This window comes from Streptomyces malaysiense (assembly GCF_000980885.2).
In the GTDB taxonomy this organism is placed as follows: Bacteria; Actinomycetota; Actinomycetes; order Streptomycetales; family Streptomycetaceae; genus Streptomyces; species Streptomyces malaysiense.
Window position 1 is genome coordinate 44,305 of sequence record NZ_LBDA02000055.1, and the last position, 17,216, is coordinate 61,520.

Annotated in this window: 19 protein-coding genes; 2 read left to right on the forward strand and 17 right to left on the reverse strand. The window is 73.0% G+C overall.

Features of this window, described 5'->3' with window-relative positions:
• Positions 1-58 precede the first annotated feature (58 nt).
• The 8 genes from VT52_RS23380 to VT52_RS23415 all read right to left on the reverse strand — a co-directional run bounded on the left by VT52_RS23380 (position 59) and on the right by VT52_RS23415 (position 7,552).
• Positions 59-682 carry a hypothetical protein gene (locus VT52_RS23380; RefSeq protein ID WP_046424527.1) on the reverse strand — a complete coding sequence of 208 codons (624 nt, stop codon included), beginning with the start codon at positions 680-682 and terminating at the stop codon, positions 59-61.
• A gap of 132 nt (positions 683-814) precedes the next feature.
• Positions 815-1,411 (reverse strand): histidine phosphatase family protein, encoded by a 597-nt coding sequence (locus VT52_RS23385; RefSeq protein ID WP_046424525.1) that lies wholly within the window; start codon positions 1,409-1,411, stop codon positions 815-817.
• Between the two features lie 424 nt (positions 1,412-1,835).
• The gene (locus VT52_RS23390; protein WP_046424524.1) at positions 1,836-2,063 is read right to left on the reverse strand and encodes a hypothetical protein; all 228 of its coding nucleotides are present in this window, start codon (positions 2,061-2,063) and stop codon (positions 1,836-1,838) included.
• An 11-nt stretch (positions 2,064-2,074) separates the two neighbouring features.
• Positions 2,075-2,974, reverse strand: coding sequence for a glycoside hydrolase family 25 protein (locus VT52_RS39750; RefSeq protein ID WP_046424522.1), 900 nt, complete (start codon positions 2,972-2,974; stop codon positions 2,075-2,077).
• Between the two features lie 340 nt (positions 2,975-3,314).
• Entirely contained in the window at positions 3,315-3,845 is a 531-nt protein-coding gene (locus VT52_RS23400) for a hypothetical protein (RefSeq protein WP_046424521.1), read from the reverse strand.
• A gap of 81 nt (positions 3,846-3,926) precedes the next feature.
• Positions 3,927-4,730: a hypothetical protein gene (locus VT52_RS23405; RefSeq protein WP_046424598.1), complete on the reverse strand. Its 804-nt coding sequence runs from the start codon at positions 4,728-4,730 to the stop codon at positions 3,927-3,929.
• Complete coding sequence (locus tag VT52_RS23410) at positions 4,730-5,992, reverse strand: VWA domain-containing protein (protein WP_046424519.1); 1,263 nt, start codon at positions 5,990-5,992, stop codon at positions 4,730-4,732. Before VT52_RS23410 ends, VT52_RS23405 begins: the two co-directional genes overlap by 1 nt.
• Positions 5,993-6,001: 9 nt before the next feature.
• A complete protein-coding gene (locus tag VT52_RS23415) occupies positions 6,002-7,552 on the reverse strand; it encodes an IucA/IucC family protein (protein WP_046424517.1) in 1,551 nt (516 codons plus the stop codon).
• Positions 7,553-7,726: 174 nt separating this feature from the next.
• On the opposite strand from VT52_RS23415, the gene VT52_RS23420 reads away from it, so the two are divergent.
• Positions 7,727-9,232, forward strand: coding sequence for an IucA/IucC family protein (locus VT52_RS23420; RefSeq protein ID WP_046424596.1), 1,506 nt, complete (start codon positions 7,727-7,729; stop codon positions 9,230-9,232).
• A 16-nt stretch (positions 9,233-9,248) separates the two neighbouring features.
• On the opposite strand, the gene VT52_RS23425 is transcribed toward VT52_RS23420, so the two are convergent.
• The 9 genes from VT52_RS23425 to VT52_RS23465 form a co-directional block, all read right to left on the reverse strand.
• A complete protein-coding gene (locus tag VT52_RS23425; protein WP_046424515.1) occupies positions 9,249-10,073 on the reverse strand; it encodes a CAP domain-containing protein in 825 nt (274 codons plus the stop codon).
• Between the two features lie 361 nt (positions 10,074-10,434).
• A complete protein-coding gene (locus VT52_RS23430) occupies positions 10,435-10,782 on the reverse strand; it encodes a hypothetical protein (protein WP_143070905.1) in 348 nt (115 codons plus the stop codon).
• A gap of 105 nt (positions 10,783-10,887) precedes the next feature.
• Positions 10,888-11,184: a Dabb family protein gene (locus VT52_RS23435; RefSeq protein ID WP_046424512.1), complete on the reverse strand. Its 297-nt coding sequence runs from the start codon at positions 11,182-11,184 to the stop codon at positions 10,888-10,890.
• A 10-nt stretch (positions 11,185-11,194) separates the two neighbouring features.
• Positions 11,195-12,166, reverse strand: a complete 972-nt coding sequence (locus VT52_RS23440) for a branched-chain amino acid transaminase (protein WP_046424510.1) — start codon at positions 12,164-12,166, stop codon at positions 11,195-11,197.
• The gene (locus VT52_RS23445) at positions 12,163-13,584 is read right to left on the reverse strand and encodes a phenylacetate--CoA ligase family protein (protein WP_046424507.1); all 1,422 of its coding nucleotides are present in this window, start codon (positions 13,582-13,584) and stop codon (positions 12,163-12,165) included. Before VT52_RS23445 ends, VT52_RS23440 begins: the two co-directional genes overlap by 4 nt.
• A gap of 59 nt (positions 13,585-13,643) precedes the next feature.
• A complete protein-coding gene (locus VT52_RS23450) occupies positions 13,644-13,937 on the reverse strand; it encodes a DUF1330 domain-containing protein (RefSeq protein WP_046424505.1) in 294 nt (97 codons plus the stop codon).
• A gap of 29 nt (positions 13,938-13,966) precedes the next feature.
• Positions 13,967-14,788, reverse strand: coding sequence for a PhzF family phenazine biosynthesis protein (locus VT52_RS23455; protein ID WP_240509853.1), 822 nt, complete (start codon positions 14,786-14,788; stop codon positions 13,967-13,969).
• Entirely contained in the window at positions 14,775-15,740 is a 966-nt protein-coding gene (locus tag VT52_RS23460) for an ornithine cyclodeaminase family protein (protein WP_046424502.1), read from the reverse strand. Before VT52_RS23460 ends, VT52_RS23455 begins: the two co-directional genes overlap by 14 nt.
• Positions 15,727-16,377 (reverse strand): prephenate dehydratase domain-containing protein, encoded by a 651-nt coding sequence (locus tag VT52_RS23465; protein ID WP_206306592.1) that lies wholly within the window; start codon positions 16,375-16,377, stop codon positions 15,727-15,729. Before VT52_RS23465 ends, VT52_RS23460 begins: the two co-directional genes overlap by 14 nt.
• A gap of 196 nt (positions 16,378-16,573) precedes the next feature.
• Between VT52_RS23465 and VT52_RS23470 the strand changes: the two genes are divergently transcribed.
• Entirely contained in the window at positions 16,574-17,017 is a 444-nt protein-coding gene (locus VT52_RS23470; RefSeq protein ID WP_143070906.1) for a hypothetical protein, read from the forward strand.
• The last annotated feature ends 199 nt before the right edge of the window (positions 17,018-17,216 follow it).

Consider the following 17,216-nt stretch of genomic DNA (forward strand, 5'->3'; position numbering starts at 1 on the left):
ACGGCGGCGCCGCCCACCCGGTGATCCTTCCACGCGCGGTGGCGGTGCCGCCCCCGGGTCAGGCACGGCGCGGGGACGCCAGCAGATAGCGGGCGCGGGTGCGCGGCTCGGTGTACTCGCCGGGCTGCCACCCCGCCCGCTCCAGCGTCTTCGCGCAGGCCGACAGGGCCGACGCGTCCGGCGCGTACACGGCGACCGCCTCCGGCTGCGGGGTGGGGCGCACCCGGTAGCCGGGTGCGGACTCCGTCTCCGGGTGGTGTCCGGCCGCCTCCAGGGCGAGGGCGGCGGCCCGCACCAGATGACCGCGCTCCCAGCCGCACGGCCGGTCCGCCGAGCCGTCCGGGTTGGTCATCCGGCGCAGCTCCAGCAGGCCCTGCCACGCGCCGCGCACCTCGCGCAGCCGCGCGGCGGCCGAGGGCGGGGCCGCCTCCCGCGCCCCGCCGGCACGTGCCGCGAAGACCCCGGTGGCGGGGGCCGCCCGCTCCGGTGTCCCGGGTGACCCCTCGCGGGTCCGCTGCCCGGCCGGGGTCAGGAAATGGTCGTGCGGCGGGCGCGGGTGCCGGAAGGCGAGGCCCCGGCGCACCAGGGCCGCGAGCTGCGCCTGCGTTCCGCGCAACCGGCCGGTGACCGGGTCGGCCGCGTCGATCACCCGCCGCTGGGCGGTGGTCGGCTCTCGGCTCACGGTGTGCTCCCCTCCCGGGTGCCGCCGGGTACGGCCGCCGGTCCGGCGGCTCGGAGGGAAGCCTAGGGCGAGGGTATGACAACGGGCCGCGGGACGGGAGCCCGACCGGGTGCGGGACGGTGGGTCCGGTCCTCAGCCGGGCCGGATGTTCCACCCCGCCACCACCGGCCGCCCGTGCTCCGTGCCCAGACGGCACAGCGTGCCCGTGGCCAGCTGGAACAGCGCGCCGTGTCCGGCGGGCAGGCCGAGGCGGCGGGCGGTCAGGACGCGCAGCAGGTGGCCGTGGGCGACGAGGACCACGCCGCCCTCGGTGTCGCGCAGGGCGGCGTCGACCTCGGCCAGCACGCGGTCGGCGCGCTCGCCGACCTGCTCCGGGCTCTCACCGGGGTGGCCGGGCGGGCCCGGCGCGACGCCGTCGGCGAACAGGAACCAGCCGGGGCGGGTCCGCTGGATCTCCGGGGTGGTGACGCCCTCGTACCCGCCGTAGTCCCATTCGCGCAGGTCGGCCTCGACCCGGGCGTCGTGGACGCCGATCAGCTCGGCGGTCTCCCGGGCCCGCCGCAGCGGGCTGACGAAGGCGGCGCCGATGCGCTGCGAGCGGATCAGCGGCACCAGCCGGCGCGCCTCCTCCCGGCCGCGTTCGGTCAGCGGTACGTCGGTCCAGCCGGTGTGCCGTCCGGAGCGCGACCACTCGGTCTCACCGTGCCGGACGAGAAAGAGGTCACCCATCCCAGCGCCTTCCCGCTCGTCTGGCAGCACCGTGCCACGGGGGACCGGCGCCCGCAGGGCGGATTGCGCCGGACGGCCCCCGGCCGCGCGATGGGCCGCTCGTCGTCCCGGCCGTCCGGAGCGGCCGGGTGCCGCCACCGGGCCCGTGCGCCGCGGCCTCCCCACGCGGGGGTCGGCGAGGCCGCGGCTCAGCCGGACCACCAGCGCCTCTCGGGCGAGGTCTGCCGGGGCGCTCGATCGCAGGGCTCGGCGTGGATCTCGGCGCCGGCGCCGGCGGCGGCCGCATCCGGATCGACGGCCACCTCCGTCGCCTCGCCGGGCTGGAGCAGCTTGTCTCCGGGTCGTGGTCCGCGACGTCCTCCCCGACCTCGGTGAGTCCCCGCGCGATCCCATCGGGCTTCGTCTCCGCCCGAGTCCGGCATCGTCACTCCCGCACTCCCACCCCATTCGTTCGCAGCCACACCGGCAGCAGACCCTGTACCGACGGAAGGGCCATCACCCGCGCCACCCCGCCGGCCACCGCCAGCGCGCCCGCCACCCACGGCAGCGACTCCGGCACACCCGACGCGCGCACGATCTCCGGCAGGACCACGGCGACACCCACCAGCGCCTGGAACACGGTCCGCACGGTGACCTTCGTGGAATCCTTCATGACGGCCTCCTTCAGCCCTGAGAGCCGGTCACGTCGACCGACACGTGAACCACCGCGTCCGCGATGGCCTTCTGCACGGCCGCCACCACCGTCGCCGTGTCCACGCCCGACCCGATCAGCGACGCGAGCTTCTCGATCGCCGCCGTCTGCGCGGCCTCCTGTGCCTGCATCTTCGTGAGCATGGCCACGATCTTGTCGCTGTTCTCGTGGGCGATGCGGGAGTGCGCGTAACCGGAGCCGAGCGCGAGGTCGACGGGGATCTTCCGGTCCGCGAGGCCCTTGTCGTCGGGCCAGTGCGCCGGGATCCACGCGCCGATGTTGATCTGGTCGCTGAGCTGCATGTCCGCCTCCTGCGGTGTGGTTCCGGCCGCCCACGCGGCGAGCGCGGCCCGGGAATCGAAAGCGGCGACGTCGCCGTCACCGCCCTGAGGTGCGGCGTCCGTGTACTGGTGGATCAGCCACTTCGCCTTGATGCGGGGCTTGCCGGCGGTGACGTAGTCGGCGATCCACAGGCCGTCGCCGGCGTAGCTGGTGGTGTCCCGGCCGAGCCAGAACGTCTGGTTGCAGTACAGGATCACCTTGTGGTTCGGGCGGAGGCGTTTCACCTCGCGGAGGAAGGTGTCCTTGTCGGCGCAGGAGACGCCCTGGTCTTCCCAGTCCGCGGCGAGGATGTCGCCGGGCCGGGAGGCGCACTTCGACACGAAGTACGCCGCCTGGGCGGTCATGCTGCCGGGCCGCAGGAAGTGGTAGAAGCCGACCACGAGCCCGGCCGCGCGGGCATGGTCGGCCTGGGCCTGCATGCGCGGGTTGATGTACGAGGTGCCCTCGGTCGCCTTGACGATGACGAAGTCCAGGCCGGATGTCGAGTACGTCGACGGCTGGTACGCGGATACGTCGATGCCGTGGATCATGATGTGCTCACGTTGTTGTCGTGCGCCCACCCGTCCATCGGCGCCCCGGCCTGAACCAGCCGAGGATCAGGCGCGGGAACCGGAGAAGGAGTGGGCGACGGAGGAGGGGACGGCACCGTGGCCCACACCGGCACGGTCACATCGCCCTGTTGGGGCAGCGGCCACTGCGTGTCGGCCTCCCAGAACCAGGCAGAGCCGCTCGTTCTCCTGGATTATCCCCAGTAGTTGTCGATCCGGAACGCCTGCCGGCCGGTGTCGTGGGCCGAGAGCACGTACGCGTGGCCGCCGGCTGCCCGGGTCGTTCGGACGCCCGGCGAAGTGACCGGCCCGGCCGGTGGGTTCACGTGGACGCCGGCAGGTTCCACTCTCCCGAATGGCCGGGCGGAAGACCGAGATCGTGCCGGACGGCCGCGTAGTACGCCTCCCGCGCGGCGCGCTGGCGCGCCATCATGGCCCGCCATGTCTCGGGGTCGTGGCTCTCCTCGCGCAGGAACCGCTCCATGTCCATCAGCGCGACGACCCACTCGCGCGCCTTGTCCACCACGCCGGTGCTGCCGAGCATCAGCAGCGCCTCCCCGGCGGGATCCCGGGCATCGGTCGCCTCGGCCAGCTGGGGAGCCGCCTCCTCGGGGGACAGCGGATGCGGATGGGGGTCGACGCCCAGATGGGCCGCGATCCGGTAGGTCAGGGTGACGGACTGCTTGAGCGCCCTCGCGTACTCGGCGTAGATCGCCAGCCGCCGCTCCTCCCAGCGGGCGGCCCGCTCACGGTGGAAGCGGATCCGATCGCCGCGGGCGATCGCCAGGTACGAGCCGATGGCGCCGATGACGACCCCGACCAGCGCCGGAAGCTGTTGTATGAACGCGGACATGGCGCCAAACTATCGGCTGCGGCGAACCGCCGGGGCCGTAAAGGAGGGCCCGCCACCCGGCGGGCCCTCCTCGCGGCGAGGTCAGACGGTCGGCGGCCGGCCGTGTCCCCGCGTCAGCGCGTATCCGCCGATTCCGGCCAGCGCGGCCAGCACCGCGCCGATCGCCGTCCACACCCAGCGGTCGGACCACCAGCCGGAGGACCAGCCGTCCCGGGAACCGAAGCTGGAGAGCACGGCGGCCTTGGAATCGTCGCCCCGCGCCTCGGACTTGACCGCGATACCGGGGACGAGCGGCTTGCCCAGGGACCCGTCGACGGCCGAAGCGCCGCCGATGTCCTTGGAGTCCACCTGGACCTCGGCGCCGACCGGCTGACCGAGATCCGCCGCGCCGAGGTCCACGACCGTCAGCCGGACGTAGTACGTGCCGGGCAGCGGGTCGTTCGCCCATGGCTCCGCCCAGCCGCGCACCGTGCGCATCACGCAGGCCAACTCGACCGATTCGGCGCTCTGTCCGGCGGTGCGGGAGGAGGCGCCGTACTGGCAGGACTGGTGGCGGCGCAGACCGTCGTACACATCGAGCTGCCAGGTCTCGGAGCCGTGCGTCCGCGGCAGTTTCACGCTCGCCCTGACCGTCGGCCGCTGCCCGGTGTCCGCCGGGAAGGACCAGTACAGGTAGTCACCGGTGGACCCGGAGGCCGTGGCCCGCTGCCCCTGCTGGAGCTCCGTCGCCGTACGGAAGGACGTACCCGCCTGCGTGGGCGCCGAGCCGTCGGAGCCGCCGGAGGCACTGGGGGAGGGCGAGGCGTCGGCGGCGGCCGGACCCGCGGCCAGGCCGAGCGTGAGCAGCGCCGCGCCCAAAGCGCCCCATACCCGTGTCGTACGCATCAGTTCGTCCTCCAGATCGCGACCCGCCAGCGCGACAGCCAGCCCCACACCACACCCGCGACGAAGCCGACGAGCACCAGCGTGCCCAGCAGCCACCAGCCGCGGCCGAGACCGAACGACGCCACGTCGTGCGCCTGGTCGGGACCGTTCACCACGTCCACGGTCAGCTCCAGCGGCAGACCCGGCGTGCTCTTCACGCCCGCGGGCGCCGAGAAGGAGTGCGCGACCTCCAGGCACACCGTCTCGGCCGGCGCGTTGTCGTCGTCGCTCGACGGCTTCGGGTAGCGCAGTCCGGTGGAGATCATGTCGGTGCGGCCGGTACCCGCCGCCTCACCACGGACGATCTCCCGTCCCTTGACGGTCACCGCCCGCAGCAGCACCCCGTAGGAGGGGTTCACCGCCCGGTCGTCCGCGACGCTCACCGAGGCGCGCAGCTCCTGGCCGGGCTTGACGTCGACCTTGTACCAGCGCTGCTGTCCGAACGCCGCGCGGTCGGTGTACAGACCGGACTTCAGCGTCGGCGCGCTCGTGCACTGCCCGGCGCCCGAGGTGGCCACCGGCGTCACCACCGGATCCGCCGCCCGGTGCACCAACTGGTCCACCCGGTCGGTCAGTTCCTCCTTGTGCTGCACGGAGGTGTACGTGCCGCCGGTCGCGTCCGCGATGCAGCTGAGCTGGTCGCGGGTCTTGGAGTCGGGCACCAGACCGAGCGTGTCGATGGTCAGGCCGATGCCCTTGGCGGCTATCTCCCGGGCCACCTCGCACGGGTCCAGCGGCTGACAGGTGTCCTCGCCGTCGCTGATCAGCACGATCCGGCGGGTGCCGGAACCACCGTCGAGGTCGTCCGCCGCCTTCAGCAGCGCGGGCCCGATCGGCGTCCAGCCGGTCGGCTGGAGCGTCGCCACCGCGGTCTTCGCGCCGGTCCGGTCCAGCGGGCCGACCGGGTACAGCTGCGCGGTGTCCTTGCAGCCCTCCTTGCGGTCGTTCCCGCGGTAGTTGGCGCCGAGCGTGCGGATGCCCAGTTCCACGTCCTGCGGGGTCGCGTCGAGCACATCGTCGAACGCCTGCTTCGCCGCCGCCATCCGGGTGCCGCCGTCGATGTCCCGGGTCCGCATGGATCCGCTGACGTCCAGCACCAGTTCGACCTTCGGAGCGGCCTGCTCCGTCTCGTCGGCGGCCGCCGCTGTCGGGAACGTGAGCCCGGCGGCCAGTGCGGCGAGCAGGGCGCACACTCCTGCCGCCAGCCGTTGTCTTCTGATCATCGACGGATCCTATTGATCAACCGTGCCGGGCTCCAAAACGTGCGGGTGGGGCAGGGCCGTCCACCGGTCGCCCGGCGTTCCGGGCGACAGCCGCATCAGCGTCAACGCCTTCGCGGGCACCGGACCCCGGCGCAGCACGGTGAGATCGGATGTGTCCGCGAGGTCCGGTACCGCCGCCGCCAGCGCCGCCCCGAGTGCCGGACCGGACCCCGCCACCGAGGCCAGCGCGCCGGCCACCAGGGAGCCGAACAGCTTGCGGCGCAGGGCGGTCTCGTCGTCCGTGACCAGCCGTCCGGCGAGCGCGGGCGGCGCGATGCCGTGCCGGGCCAGGCGGGCCGGGCTGATCCGGATGTCGGCCAGATCGCGGTAGACCAGCCGCAGCGGGCTCCCGTCGGCGGCCAGCACTATCAGGAGGTTCTGGCCGTGCGCCTCCAGGGCCACCCCGAGATCGAGCAGCCGCAGCCCCACGGTGAGCGCCAGCCGGGTGAATGCGGCCAGCCATTCGGGATCCCGGGGCAGCCGGGTGGTGGCGAGCGCGGCCACCGGCAGCACCCGCTCGCCCGGCCCCGCGTACCCCGCGGGCGACTCCCGCAGCAGCGCGGCCAGATCGGGGATCCCCGCGGTGACCGCGCCCAGGGTGCGGGTGACGTCCAGCAACCCGCTGGTGTGCGCCGCGAGTTCGGCCGCGAAGTCGGACAGGACCGCCGCCGCCTCGACCGAGTACGGCGAGATGTCCCGGACCGACGAGGTCAGCCGGGCACTCAGCGCCGTCTTCACATGGAGCCCGCCCGGCACGGCCAGCGTCCGCAGGGACATCAGGGGCCGGGCCGTGCGCCACTCGTCGTACGGCCGCTTCAGCACATGCCCCGCCTGCCACGGGTGCACCGGCACCAACAGCCTTTCCCCGTCACGCAGTTCGTCCGGCCACTCGCCGGTCACCAGGCACTCGTCGGCCGGCACCGGCAGCGTCCCGAGCCGTACCGCGGACCGGTGCTCCGGGGCGTACGCCAGCTGGTCCGCCACCGAGAAACCGGGCCGGGAGCGGCAGTTGGGATGGAAGGGGTGCCCGTCGACCACCCGCTGCTCCCACTCCCAGTCCCGCTCCCGGCCCGCGGATACGCCGACCGGCCACTCGTCCGGGTGATCGGCGGCGGCGCGGGACAGCGCCAGACCGGCCACGCTGTGCCCCAGCTCCGCCGCGAACCTCTCGGCCTCCGGCCCCACCCCGGCACCGGCCGCCAGCTCCGCCGTCAGCCGGGCCGGATCGTCGTACCGCCGCCGCTCCAGGTGGACGGCGGTGACGTAGGCGTGCGTGGCGTACGGGTCCGCGTGCGGGCCGCGCAGCGTCCGGCCGTCGGCCAGCCGCAGCTCCAGGCCGTACGCCCCGCGTGCCCGCCCGGTGATCCAGGGCAGCGGCTCGTGCGCCAGTCCCCGCCACAGCCGGGTCAGCACGGCCGCGCGGGCGCCGGGCAGCTCGGCGTCGTACCGGGGCAGCAGCCCGGGGCGCAGGGCCCTCAGCTCCGCCGCGACCTCGGCCTCGGCGGTGGGGGAGTGGGACACGGACGGCTCCTCGATCGCGGCCGGTACGGGGCACGATGGTCGGGTACGGAGGTCGGCACCATGGTCGGATACGAAGCCATACTGATCGCTTCCGGGCCCCGTGCGAAGAACGCCCCCACCCGGGTGCGACGCTCGAAGGAGAACGGCTCGGAGAAGAACGCCGCCGAAGAACGAATGGATCGCGTGGACCTCAAGCCCCCCGCAGCCGCCGTCGGCCGGCTCGCCGACGCCTATGCGGCCGCCCCCCTGCTCAACTGCCTGCTCCGGGAGGTGGCCGAGCCGCTGTCCGGCGCCCCCGGGAAGCGGCCGGCCCACCGGCTGCCCGGCACCGGACGGCTGCTGCGCGTGCGCCCCGGCCGCCGCCCCGCCGACCCCGAGGTGTTCGTGGCCGGCGCCTGGCACCGCATCGGCCATCCCGAACTGGTCAAGCTCGTCGCCGAGGAACTGCGCCGGCACACCGGGCTGCCCGGCGGCGACCTGCCCGCCGAGATGATCGACAGCCGGGAAGCCGTCGCCGCGCTGCTTGCCGCCCGCGCCCGCACGGCCCCGCCCGAGGACCCCTATCTGCGCTCCGAGCAGTCCCTGATCACCGGTCACCCCTACCATCCGGCACCCAAGGCGCGCGGTGGCGGCCCGGTCGCTTCCTGGCTGCCGTACGCCCCCGAGGCGCACGCCCGCTTCCCGCTGGTGCTGCTCGGGGTGCGCGAGGACCAGGTGACCGAGGAGGGCGACACCCGGGCCCTGGACGCCCTGGGCAGCGCCCCGCCCGGCTACCGGCTGCTGCCCGCCCACCCCTGGCAGCTCGACCTGGTCGCCGACACCCTCGCTCCCGCCTTCGCCGACGGCCGCCTCGTCCGGCTCGGCACGACCCCCTTCGACGCCTGGCCGACGGCGGCCGTCCGCACGGTGTACGAGCCGCGGGCCGACCTGTTCCTGAAGTTCAGCCTGGACGTGCGGATCACCAACGACATCCGCCGGCTCTGGCGCCACGACCTGCGCCGGCTGCGCCGTACCGACGCCGCCGCCGGACGCGCCTTCGCCGCGATGGGAGCGCCCGCCGCGTGGCTCGCCGACCGCGGCCACCGGGCGCCCTCCTTCGCCTACGAGGAACTGGCCGTGGTGGTCCGCGACGGGCTGCGCGGCCATCTGCTCCCGGGCGCCGTGCCGCTGCTCGCCGCGGGGCTGGCCGAGGGCTTCGAGGGCAGCCCGCTCGCCGCGACGCCCGACCCCGCGGCCTGGTGGGAGGCGTATCTGGGGCAGGTCGTGCCGCCCGCGCTGACCGCCTTCGACGCGCACGGGGTCGTCCTGGAGGCGCATCTCCAGAACACCCTCGTCGCGGTGGACGCCTCCGGTCTGCCCGTGCAGGCGCTGTTCCGGGACGCCGAGGGGGTCAAGCTGCTGCCGGACGTCCCGCGCGCCGCGGGCTGGGAGCGGCTGGTGTACTGCCTGCTCGTCAACCACCTCATGGAGATCGCCGGCGCCCTGGCCGAAGAACATCGCGGGTACGACCCCTGGCCCGCCGTGCGCCGTTCGCTCGCCCGGCACGATGTGCCCGAGATCCCCGCCCTGCTCGGCTCGCCCACCCTGCCGGGCAAGACGAACCTGCTGCTGCGGTGGACGGGCGCGGACGGGGCGGACGCGCGGTACCTGCCGTTGCGCAATCCGCTCGCGGGCCGCTGACCCGTCGTGCGCGCGGCTACCGGGGCGTGCCGAAGTCCTGCGTCCAGTAGCTGCCGGGCTGAGCGAGACCGACACCGATCTCCTGGTAGCCGCAGTTCAGGATGTTGGCCCGGTGGCCGGGGCTGGACATCCAGCCCGCCATGACCTCGGCGGCCGTCGAGTAGCCGTACGCGACGTTCTCGCCGTACGCGCTCCAGGTGTAACCCGCCTGCGTGATGCGGGTGCCCGGGTCGGAGCCGTCGGAGCCGGTGTGCGACATGTTCTGGTGGGCCGCCATGTCCGCGCTGTGCGCCTGCGCCGCCTCGGTGAGCTTCGCGTCGAGGGTGAGCGGCCGGCAACCGGCCTTCGCGCGCTCGGCGTTGACCAGCTGCACGATCTGCGCGGCGACGCCGGAGGCGGCGCCGGTGGACGCCGTGGCCGCCGTCGGGGTGCTCGACGCCGCGGCGGCCGGAGCCGGCGCCGCGCTCTGCTCGGGCGGGGCGGCCTCGGGCGTGCCGCCCGGCCGCGCGGCGGCCGGCGGGGTCGCGGCCGCCGTGGTGGCGGTGCGCGGGGCGCCGGGGAGCGCGGGGAGATGCCGGGGATGACGGTGGTGCGCCCGCTGCTTCGGTATCGCCAGGGACAGGCCCGGCCGCTGGAGTGCCGCGGTCTGTCCCGGCGTGGCCGTGCCGGTGGGCGCGAGTGCGTCCGCCGGCACGGCAGCGGTGACGGCGGTGGCCTGGTCCGTCGCGCCGGACGGCCAGTCCGTGCAGGCCAGGGCGACGGTCGGCACGCCCACCGTGCCGACCGCGACGGCGCCGATGACCATCCGCCGGAAATGCTGCGTCTTACGGTGCTTGCCCATGGTGTGAACCTCGCTCGGTGATCGCCGAGCGCCCAGTCTCGGCACGGGCCGGAGAGGACCGCAACGAGCCTTACTACTATCCGGCCTCGTAGTCGCGCGGGCCCCTTGTCAGACGTCCGTGAAGGTGCGGACTTCGCGATCGTGACGTTCGCTCCGATCCGGCGCACCGTCAGGAGCGCGTCCGTGCGGACGAGTAGGGAGAGGCGTTCCGCTCGCCGGGGACGGCCGCCCTCGGAAGGGTCCACGCGGATATCAAGACGGACAAATCTCATATGTCGGCGGAGTGCGGTCTACTATTCACGACGCCTAGTTGTTGTTTTTATGTGAGGGTTATCACGCGGGTGACCGGCTTCCCGGCCCCTCACCCGCACATCGCGGACGGCGGCTGATCCCACTCGCGAACATGACCGGCCTGTCCCGTGTCCACACCCGCCGTGCGCGCCGCGTCGTTGGACCTGGCCACCGCGACACCGGTGGCCATGACGGCGGCGCGCACCGAACCCAGGGCCTCGCGCAGCAGTTGTACGCGGTCGTGCCGGCCGGAGGACGGGGTGACCGCGCCCGCCCGGGTCAGCATCAGTCCGGCTTCAAGCACCGCGACCTGTGCCTCCACCAGCGGATCGCGGCGTTCGGCGGTGGTCAGGAGGGCGTCCAGCGCCTCCTCGACGAGGGTGGCGGGACTGTCGTTCCGGGGAACGGTCGCTGTCATGTCGTGATCCTCGGGGTAGTGGTCGTACGGGCGCGGGACGGGGTGCACCGGACGCGGGCCGGACCGGTCACGGCTGATCCGGCCCTTCACGGGGGCGGGCGGCTCTCAGGCGACGGCGAAGTCCGCGACCACCCAGGTGGCGATCTCCTTCCACAGCTCGACGCCGCGGACGTGGTCGGGATGGACCAGGTAGCGGTCGACCGCTCCCCGGTCGGCGAACGTGCCGATCAGGGCGAAGTCGTAGGCGACGGGCCGCTCGGTCATGTTGCGCCCGAACTCCCAGCCGAGGATCTCCTCGATGTGGTCCGGGTGGCCCGCGGTGGCCGCCTCGGCGGCCCGTGCGCGGGCGTCGGACCAGTCGACCTCGGGCCGGAAACGAAAGAGGACGGTGTGTCGGATCATCGGTTCCTCCTCAGAGAAGGACGGGGGTCGCGTGGACCGGTGTCAGCCAGTCCTGCTCGTCGTGGGGGTCCCGGCCGCGGACGGACCGGTCGTAGGCGTCCATGACCGTGCGGGTGAGGGGACCCGGGACACCGGAGCCCACCGGGCGGCCGTCCAGGGCGGTGACGGGGACGATCTCGCAGCCGGTGCCGGTCAGGAAGATCTCGTCCGCCGTGTACAGCTCGGACCGCAGGACCGTGCGCCGCTCGACCTCGATCGCCGCCTCGCGGCGGAGCAGCGAGATCACCGAGTCCCTGGTGATGCCCTCCAGGATGTCCGCGTCCTGGGCCGGGGTGACGACCCGTCCGGCGCGGACCACGAAGACGTTGGCCGTGCTGGCCTCGGCGACATGGCCGGCCTGGTTGAGGAAGATCGCGTCGTCGTAGCCGGCGGCGGTCGCCTCGTCGGTGGCCAGCGCGTTGTTGGCGTACGCGCCGGTGATCTTCGCGCGGGCGGGGAGCGAGCTGTCCGGGATCCGCCGCCAGGAGGAGATCCCGCAGCTGATCCCGCCCTTCGGCAGGTAACTGCCCATGGGCAGGCTGACGATGGTCAGCGCGCAGGACACGCCCCGCAGCCGGACACCGAACGGCACCCCCGGCTCCAGGGCCGTCTTGTAGGCGAGAGGTCTGAGGTAGGCGTCGCCGGTGTGGCCGTTGCGCCGCAGCAACTCGGCCGCGATATCGACCAGTTCGGCGGCGCTGTACTCGATCGCGATACGCAGCAGGCGCGCCGATCCGATCATCCTGGTGAAGTGGTCGTGGGCCCGGAAGAGGTGGGCCTCGCCCGAGTCGCCGGCATAGGAGCGGATGCCCTCGAAGACCCCGGTGCCGTACTGGAGCGCCTGCAGGTCGGGGCCGAGCCGTACGTCGGCCGCGGCCACGAAGTCGCCGTCGTGGAAGACCCACCGGCCCGCGGCCGGGGCGGCGGTGCGGCCGGCGCTCATCGTGCCTCCCGCCGGCGGGCGATGGCCATGGCCGCCTCGTGCTCGGGGTCCGGCGCCGTGCGCAGGTCCCGGACCCGGGCCGCCTTCCAGCTGACCATGGCTCCCGTGGTGGTGATCGCGCCCGGCTTCCGGTGCCGGACGGTCACCGGGCAGCCCCAGGCGTCCGCGGCCGCCGCGACGAGCGAGACGCGGGCGTCCCGGGCGGTGGCCGTGTCGGGCATGTCGAGGTCGACGGTGAGCACGTCCACCTCCGCCTCCCGGCCGATGGTGATGTGGTAGTCGCGGCAGCCCGGCGCCCGGGACAGGACGAGGTCCTCCAGTTCGTAGGCCGTGACCGTCCGGCCGTTGAGGCCGATCCGGTCGCGCACCCGGCCCAGCGGCGTCAGGACCTGCGCGGGGGAGCCGCCGTCGCCGGCCGGCTCCAGCCGGACCAGGTCGCCCGTGCGGTAGCGCACCAGCGGCTTGGCACCCTGGTACAGATGGGTGATGACCAGCTCGCCCGTCCGCGCCTGCCGCGCGTCCGGCGCCACGAGTTCCCCGGTACCCGGGTCGACGACCTCGTAGTAGACGTTCAACGGCACGGTCCGCAGCCTGCCGTCGGCGTGCGCGGTGCCGACGATGGACGACTCCTGCGAGGCGTACATGCAGCTGTACGCCCGAGCGTTCCAGATGCCGCCGAGGTTCTCCAGCAGCTTCGGGGTGACCAGCTCGCCCACGAACATCAGCAGCCGCAGACCGAAGTCGGACGCCGGGTCGAGGCCCGCCTTCCGCGCCTCCTCGGCCAGCGACATCGCCATGCCGGGCGTGCAGAAGACGGCCGTAACCCGCAGCTCGCGGAGCATGTGCAGGGCCCGCTCGAATCCCACGACCGGGGAGTGCGGCCACATCTTGACCACCGCGTGGCCGAGGTTGCGGCAGACGTCGCCGAACGTGTCGCCCGTCGAGTGCAGTTCGGTGGGACCGAGTACGGCCACGACGTGACGGTCGCCGTGCCGCTCGAAGACGTCCTTGTAGGCCACCGTGAGGGCGGCGTTGTTGACGATGGAGTCGGTGTTGTCGCGGGGGCACGGGGTGGCGGGTCCGGTGGTGCCGGTGGTCTCGTAGAACACCCAGGACTCGCTCACCGGCCTGGACAGCATGTCGTAGCGCTGGTCCCGGAGGTCCTGCTTCGTGGTGAAGGGCACGGCGCGGGCGAACTCCGCGGCGTCCAGGCCCTCGATCCGCGCGTCCGTCAGGTCCGCCAGCCGCCCGGCGTAGAAGGGCGAGCGTTTGCGCACATAGCGCAGGCTTTTCCGGAGGTTCTCCCACTGGTGGGCGGAGAGGCGCTCCGCGTCCCACCGCCCGCCGTGGAATTCCCTTTGCCGGGCGACCGAGCGGCGGGCGAGGGCGTCGAGCTCGTCGTCGAAGATGGTGAACACGTGAGGTGAGACCTTCCTGAATCCCTGCGTGGACAAGCCGGATCGACAGACGTCCGTCGTCAGTCGCCGTTTTCGAGGAGGACCAGCTCGGTCCGCACGCTGCCGGTCCGGAGCGCGGCGATGTCCCGGTACTCGGGGGACCCGAGCCATGCGCGCACGGCGGCACCGTCCGGGAACTCCATGAGGGTGAGGTGGACCGGGAGCCAGCCGCCCTCCAGGACGTCCACCTTCCCTCCTCTGACCAGGAAGCGCCCGCCGTACCGCGCCATCGTGGCGCCCACCCGGCGGCGGTACTCGGCGAGTTCGTCGCTGGTCTCCAGCGTGGTGACGTTCCCTATGACGTACGCGGGCATGGTCTGTCCTCCGCTTCCTTCCTGGTTGCCTACGGGATCGACGCGCCGGCCGTGATCGTGACCGCGGTGCCGCCCAGCAGCACGTGGTCGTCCATGACGGTGACGTGGACCGTTCCGCCGCGCCGGGACATCTGGTAGCCCCACAGCTCGGCGCGCCCCAGCCGGTCGGCCCAGTACGGGCCGAGACAGCAGTGGGCGGAGCCGGTGACCGGGTCCTCGTCGACGCCGTACGCCGGCGCGAAGAACCGGGAGACGAAGTCGAACTCGGAGTGGGAGCCGCCCGGCGCGGTGACCATCACCCCGCGGGTCGGGACGCCGGCGAGGGCGGCGAAGTCGGGCTTGAGGTCGGCCACCACCTCCGCGTCGGCCACCTCGACCAGGTAGTCGAACCTGTTGCGGCCCGTCCACACCGGGTCCACGCCCAGCGCCTCGCACAGCCCGGCCGGCGGCTCGGTCCGCGCCGCGCGTTCCGCCGGGAACCGCATGACGATCTCGCGCTGTTCGCGGCTGACGGTGAGCAGGCCGCTGCGGGTGTGGAAGTCGATCTCCCGCTCCCGGAAGCCGCGCTGCCACAGGACGTGGGCGCTGGCGAGGGTCGCGTGACCGCAGAGGTCGACCTCCTTGGCCGGGGTGAACCAGCGCAGTTCGTAGCCCTCTTCGCGGGCGGTCACGAACGCCGTCTCGGAGAGGTTCATCTCCCGGGCGAGAGCCTGCATCCAGCCCTCGTCCCTGGGCTCCTCCAGCAGGCACACGGCGGCCGGGTTGCCGGTGAACGGGCGCTTGGCGAAGGCGTCGACGACGAAGACCTTGGTGGCCCGCAGCGTGGACGGCCGCGTCTCAGACAGCAACACCGAGGCCGCCCTTCCGCGCCCGAGCCGCGATCGTGAACCCGGAGGCGACGTCCTCGACGGCCAGGCCCAGGGACTTGAACAAGGTGATCTCCTTTCGCTCGGTGCGCCCTTCGGCGGTGCCGAGGAGCACTTCTCCGATCTCGCCCCTGATGTCCTTCTCGGTCATCAGGCCCTCGTCGATCGGGTCGCGGATGTCACTGGACTCGTTGAGGGCCGACTCCCGGCTGTCCACGTAGACCGCGCAGCCGGCGACGGCGGCGGGGGCCAGTTCCCGCGCGCCGCGCACGGACGCGCCGACCGCGTTCACATGGGCGCCGGGGCTCAGCAGGCCCGCCGGGATCAGCGGGACGCGCGAGGCGGTCGTGGTGCACACCAGGTCCGCGCCGCGTACGGCCTCCTCGGGGGTGGCGCTGACCTCGACGTCCACGCTCTGGGCGGCGGCCCAGTCCCGGAATTCCCGGGCCCGCTCGGCGGTCCGGGACCAGACCCGGACCCGGTGGACGTCCCGCACCAGCCGGAGGGCCTCCAGATGGGTGCGGGCCTGGGTGCCCGAGCCGAGGATCGCCAGATCGCCCGCGTCCGCACGGGCCAGTTCCCGGGTGGCGACGGCGGAGACCGCGGCGGTGCGGATCGCGGTGACCGCGCCGCCGTCGAGGACGGCCGAGAGTTCGCCGGTCTCCGGGTCGAAAACGGTGACCATGCCGATATGCGTGCTCAGCCCGCGGGCCTCGTTCCCGGGATTGTGCATGATGGCCTTGAATCCGTATCCGAGACCCTCCGCATGGCACGGCATCATCGCGAACACGCCTTCTTCGGAGGGCGGTGCGAGGATCGACCGGAGCGGTTGCGTCACCTTTCCCGAGGAAAAAGAGCGCAGTGCCTCCGCCATGACCGAGACGGCCTCGGCCATCGGGTAGGAGGCACGGACCGCCTCTCCGTCAAGTATGAGCATGGGTGATCCTTCCAGCTTCCGCGGTGTCGTCGGGGACGACGAATATCTCGCCGTTCAGCGTGAATACGGACCAGAGCATCCTGATGAACCGCTTCCGGGAAATGAATTCGAGGCCGTGCGCCTCGGCCGCCGGTACGGTCGTGAGCGCCAGGTCCGTGACACCGTCCCGGACCGCCTGGGCGGCCGTGCTCGTCGACGTGACCTGAAGGATCTCCCGGTCGGTGAAGCGGCTCGGCAGGAGCTCGTCCACCAGCGGGCGGGGCGCCGGATGGGTCGCGACCACCGGCCGGTCCGAGACCGGCCCTCCGGGCAGCCCGGCGATGCCGTAGTTGGGGGTGTCCATCACGAACACGCCGGCGAGGGACAGCCGGGTGTCCATGTAGAACTCGCTGATGCCGCTGTAGGCGTTGGCCACCACGAGGTAGTCCACGTCCTGCTTGAGCACCGCCTCGGCGGCGTCCTCGTACGTCCGGTGCAGTTCTATGTTCCGGATGCTCGGGACATCGCCTTCGAGGCTCTGCCAGACGATTCCCGCGGCGACTTCGCTACTGGTACCGGACGGGCCCAGTGTGGCTACTCCTGGATTGCCGCCATGGGCGGCGAAGGACGGTGTCAGCCAATTTACCATCTGCCTCATCGTTGCGTTCCTCCGTTGTTTTCAGGAAGCCGATCGGGCGAGCAGTGGGAATGCGAGGACGCTAACTCGACGAGCTGGGGAGTTTCCATGGATCCGGCCAAGCACCCCGGTAACTGCCGATGAAAGCTGCCTCTTGACGACCCGACCGGCAAAGCAGTGGCATGGAGAGCGTCGGTTATCTGCGAAGGAGCGATTCGTGAACCATTTCCCGGACCCGCCACCGGTGACGGAACGGCTGAGCCGTGCCCTGCGGGACCTGTCGGCCGTCGAACGGTGGGCCGCGCACACCGGGACCGGCGGGCCGTCGGACGGCGGTTCGCCGGACGGTCCTGACGCGGAGGGCATGCGGGAGGGGACGTGGGAGGGGCCGCGGTTCGGGGTCGCCACCCAGTCCCGCGACGGGATGCACCAGGTCGTCGGCATCACCCGGGGGACGCCGGCCGGCACCGGACCGTGCGGTGAGCCGGCCGAGGCGGACCGCGTCGTACTGCATTCCTCGGTCCGGGCGCTGCTCGACATGGCGGAGCACGAGAGCGGGCCGGCGCACACCGTGGTGGTCCTCACCGCCAGGGGCCCGCGCGTGCTGTCGTGCCGGCTCGGCGGTACGACGGTGACGGCCGGCGGAGCCGGTACGGACTGACCCGTTACCGCCTCACCCGCCCCACCCGGCCGCTCCCGCCCCGGCCGCTCGTTCCCGCCTCACCGGTGCGTTCCCGCACCACCCTCCCGGATTCGCTTCCGTCCCTGCTCAGAGGCCGTTTCCGCGCGTTACCCGCGAGCGGTAACGGAGCGGGACCCTCGCGGGAATACCCCTCGCCATATTCGAGGTGTCGGAAAGA

Coding starts and splice junctions, on each gene's coding strand:
- VT52_RS23385 (WP_046424525.1), bottom strand. CDS start 1,411: ATGGGTGACCTCTTTCTCGTCCGGCACGGTGAGACCGAGTGGTCGCGC.
- VT52_RS23390 (WP_046424524.1), bottom strand. CDS start 2,063: ATGAAGGATTCCACGAAGGTCACCGTGCGGACCGTGTTCCAGGCGCTG.
- VT52_RS39750 (WP_046424522.1), bottom strand. CDS start 2,974: ATGATCCACGGCATCGACGTATCCGCGTACCAGCCGTCGACGTACTCG.
- VT52_RS23400 (WP_046424521.1), bottom strand. CDS start 3,845: ATGTCCGCGTTCATACAACAGCTTCCGGCGCTGGTCGGGGTCGTCATC.
- VT52_RS23405 (WP_046424598.1), bottom strand. CDS start 4,730: ATGCGTACGACACGGGTATGGGGCGCTTTGGGCGCGGCGCTGCTCACG.
- VT52_RS23410 (WP_046424519.1), bottom strand. CDS start 5,992: ATGATCAGAAGACAACGGCTGGCGGCAGGAGTGTGCGCCCTGCTCGCC.
- VT52_RS23420 (WP_046424596.1), top strand. CDS start 7,727: ATGGATCGCGTGGACCTCAAGCCCCCCGCAGCCGCCGTCGGCCGGCTC.
- VT52_RS23425 (WP_046424515.1), bottom strand. CDS start 10,073: ATGGGCAAGCACCGTAAGACGCAGCATTTCCGGCGGATGGTCATCGGC.
- VT52_RS23430 (WP_143070905.1), bottom strand. CDS start 10,782: ATGACAGCGACCGTTCCCCGGAACGACAGTCCCGCCACCCTCGTCGAG.
- VT52_RS23435 (WP_046424512.1), bottom strand. CDS start 11,184: ATGATCCGACACACCGTCCTCTTTCGTTTCCGGCCCGAGGTCGACTGG.
- VT52_RS23440 (WP_046424510.1), bottom strand. CDS start 12,166: ATGAGCGCCGGCCGCACCGCCGCCCCGGCCGCGGGCCGGTGGGTCTTC.
- VT52_RS23450 (WP_046424505.1), bottom strand. CDS start 13,937: ATGCCCGCGTACGTCATAGGGAACGTCACCACGCTGGAGACCAGCGAC.
- VT52_RS23460 (WP_046424502.1), bottom strand. CDS start 15,740: ATGCTCATACTTGACGGAGAGGCGGTCCGTGCCTCCTACCCGATGGCC.
- VT52_RS23465 (WP_206306592.1), bottom strand. CDS start 16,377: ATGAGGCAGATGGTAAATTGGCTGACACCGTCCTTCGCCGCCCATGGC.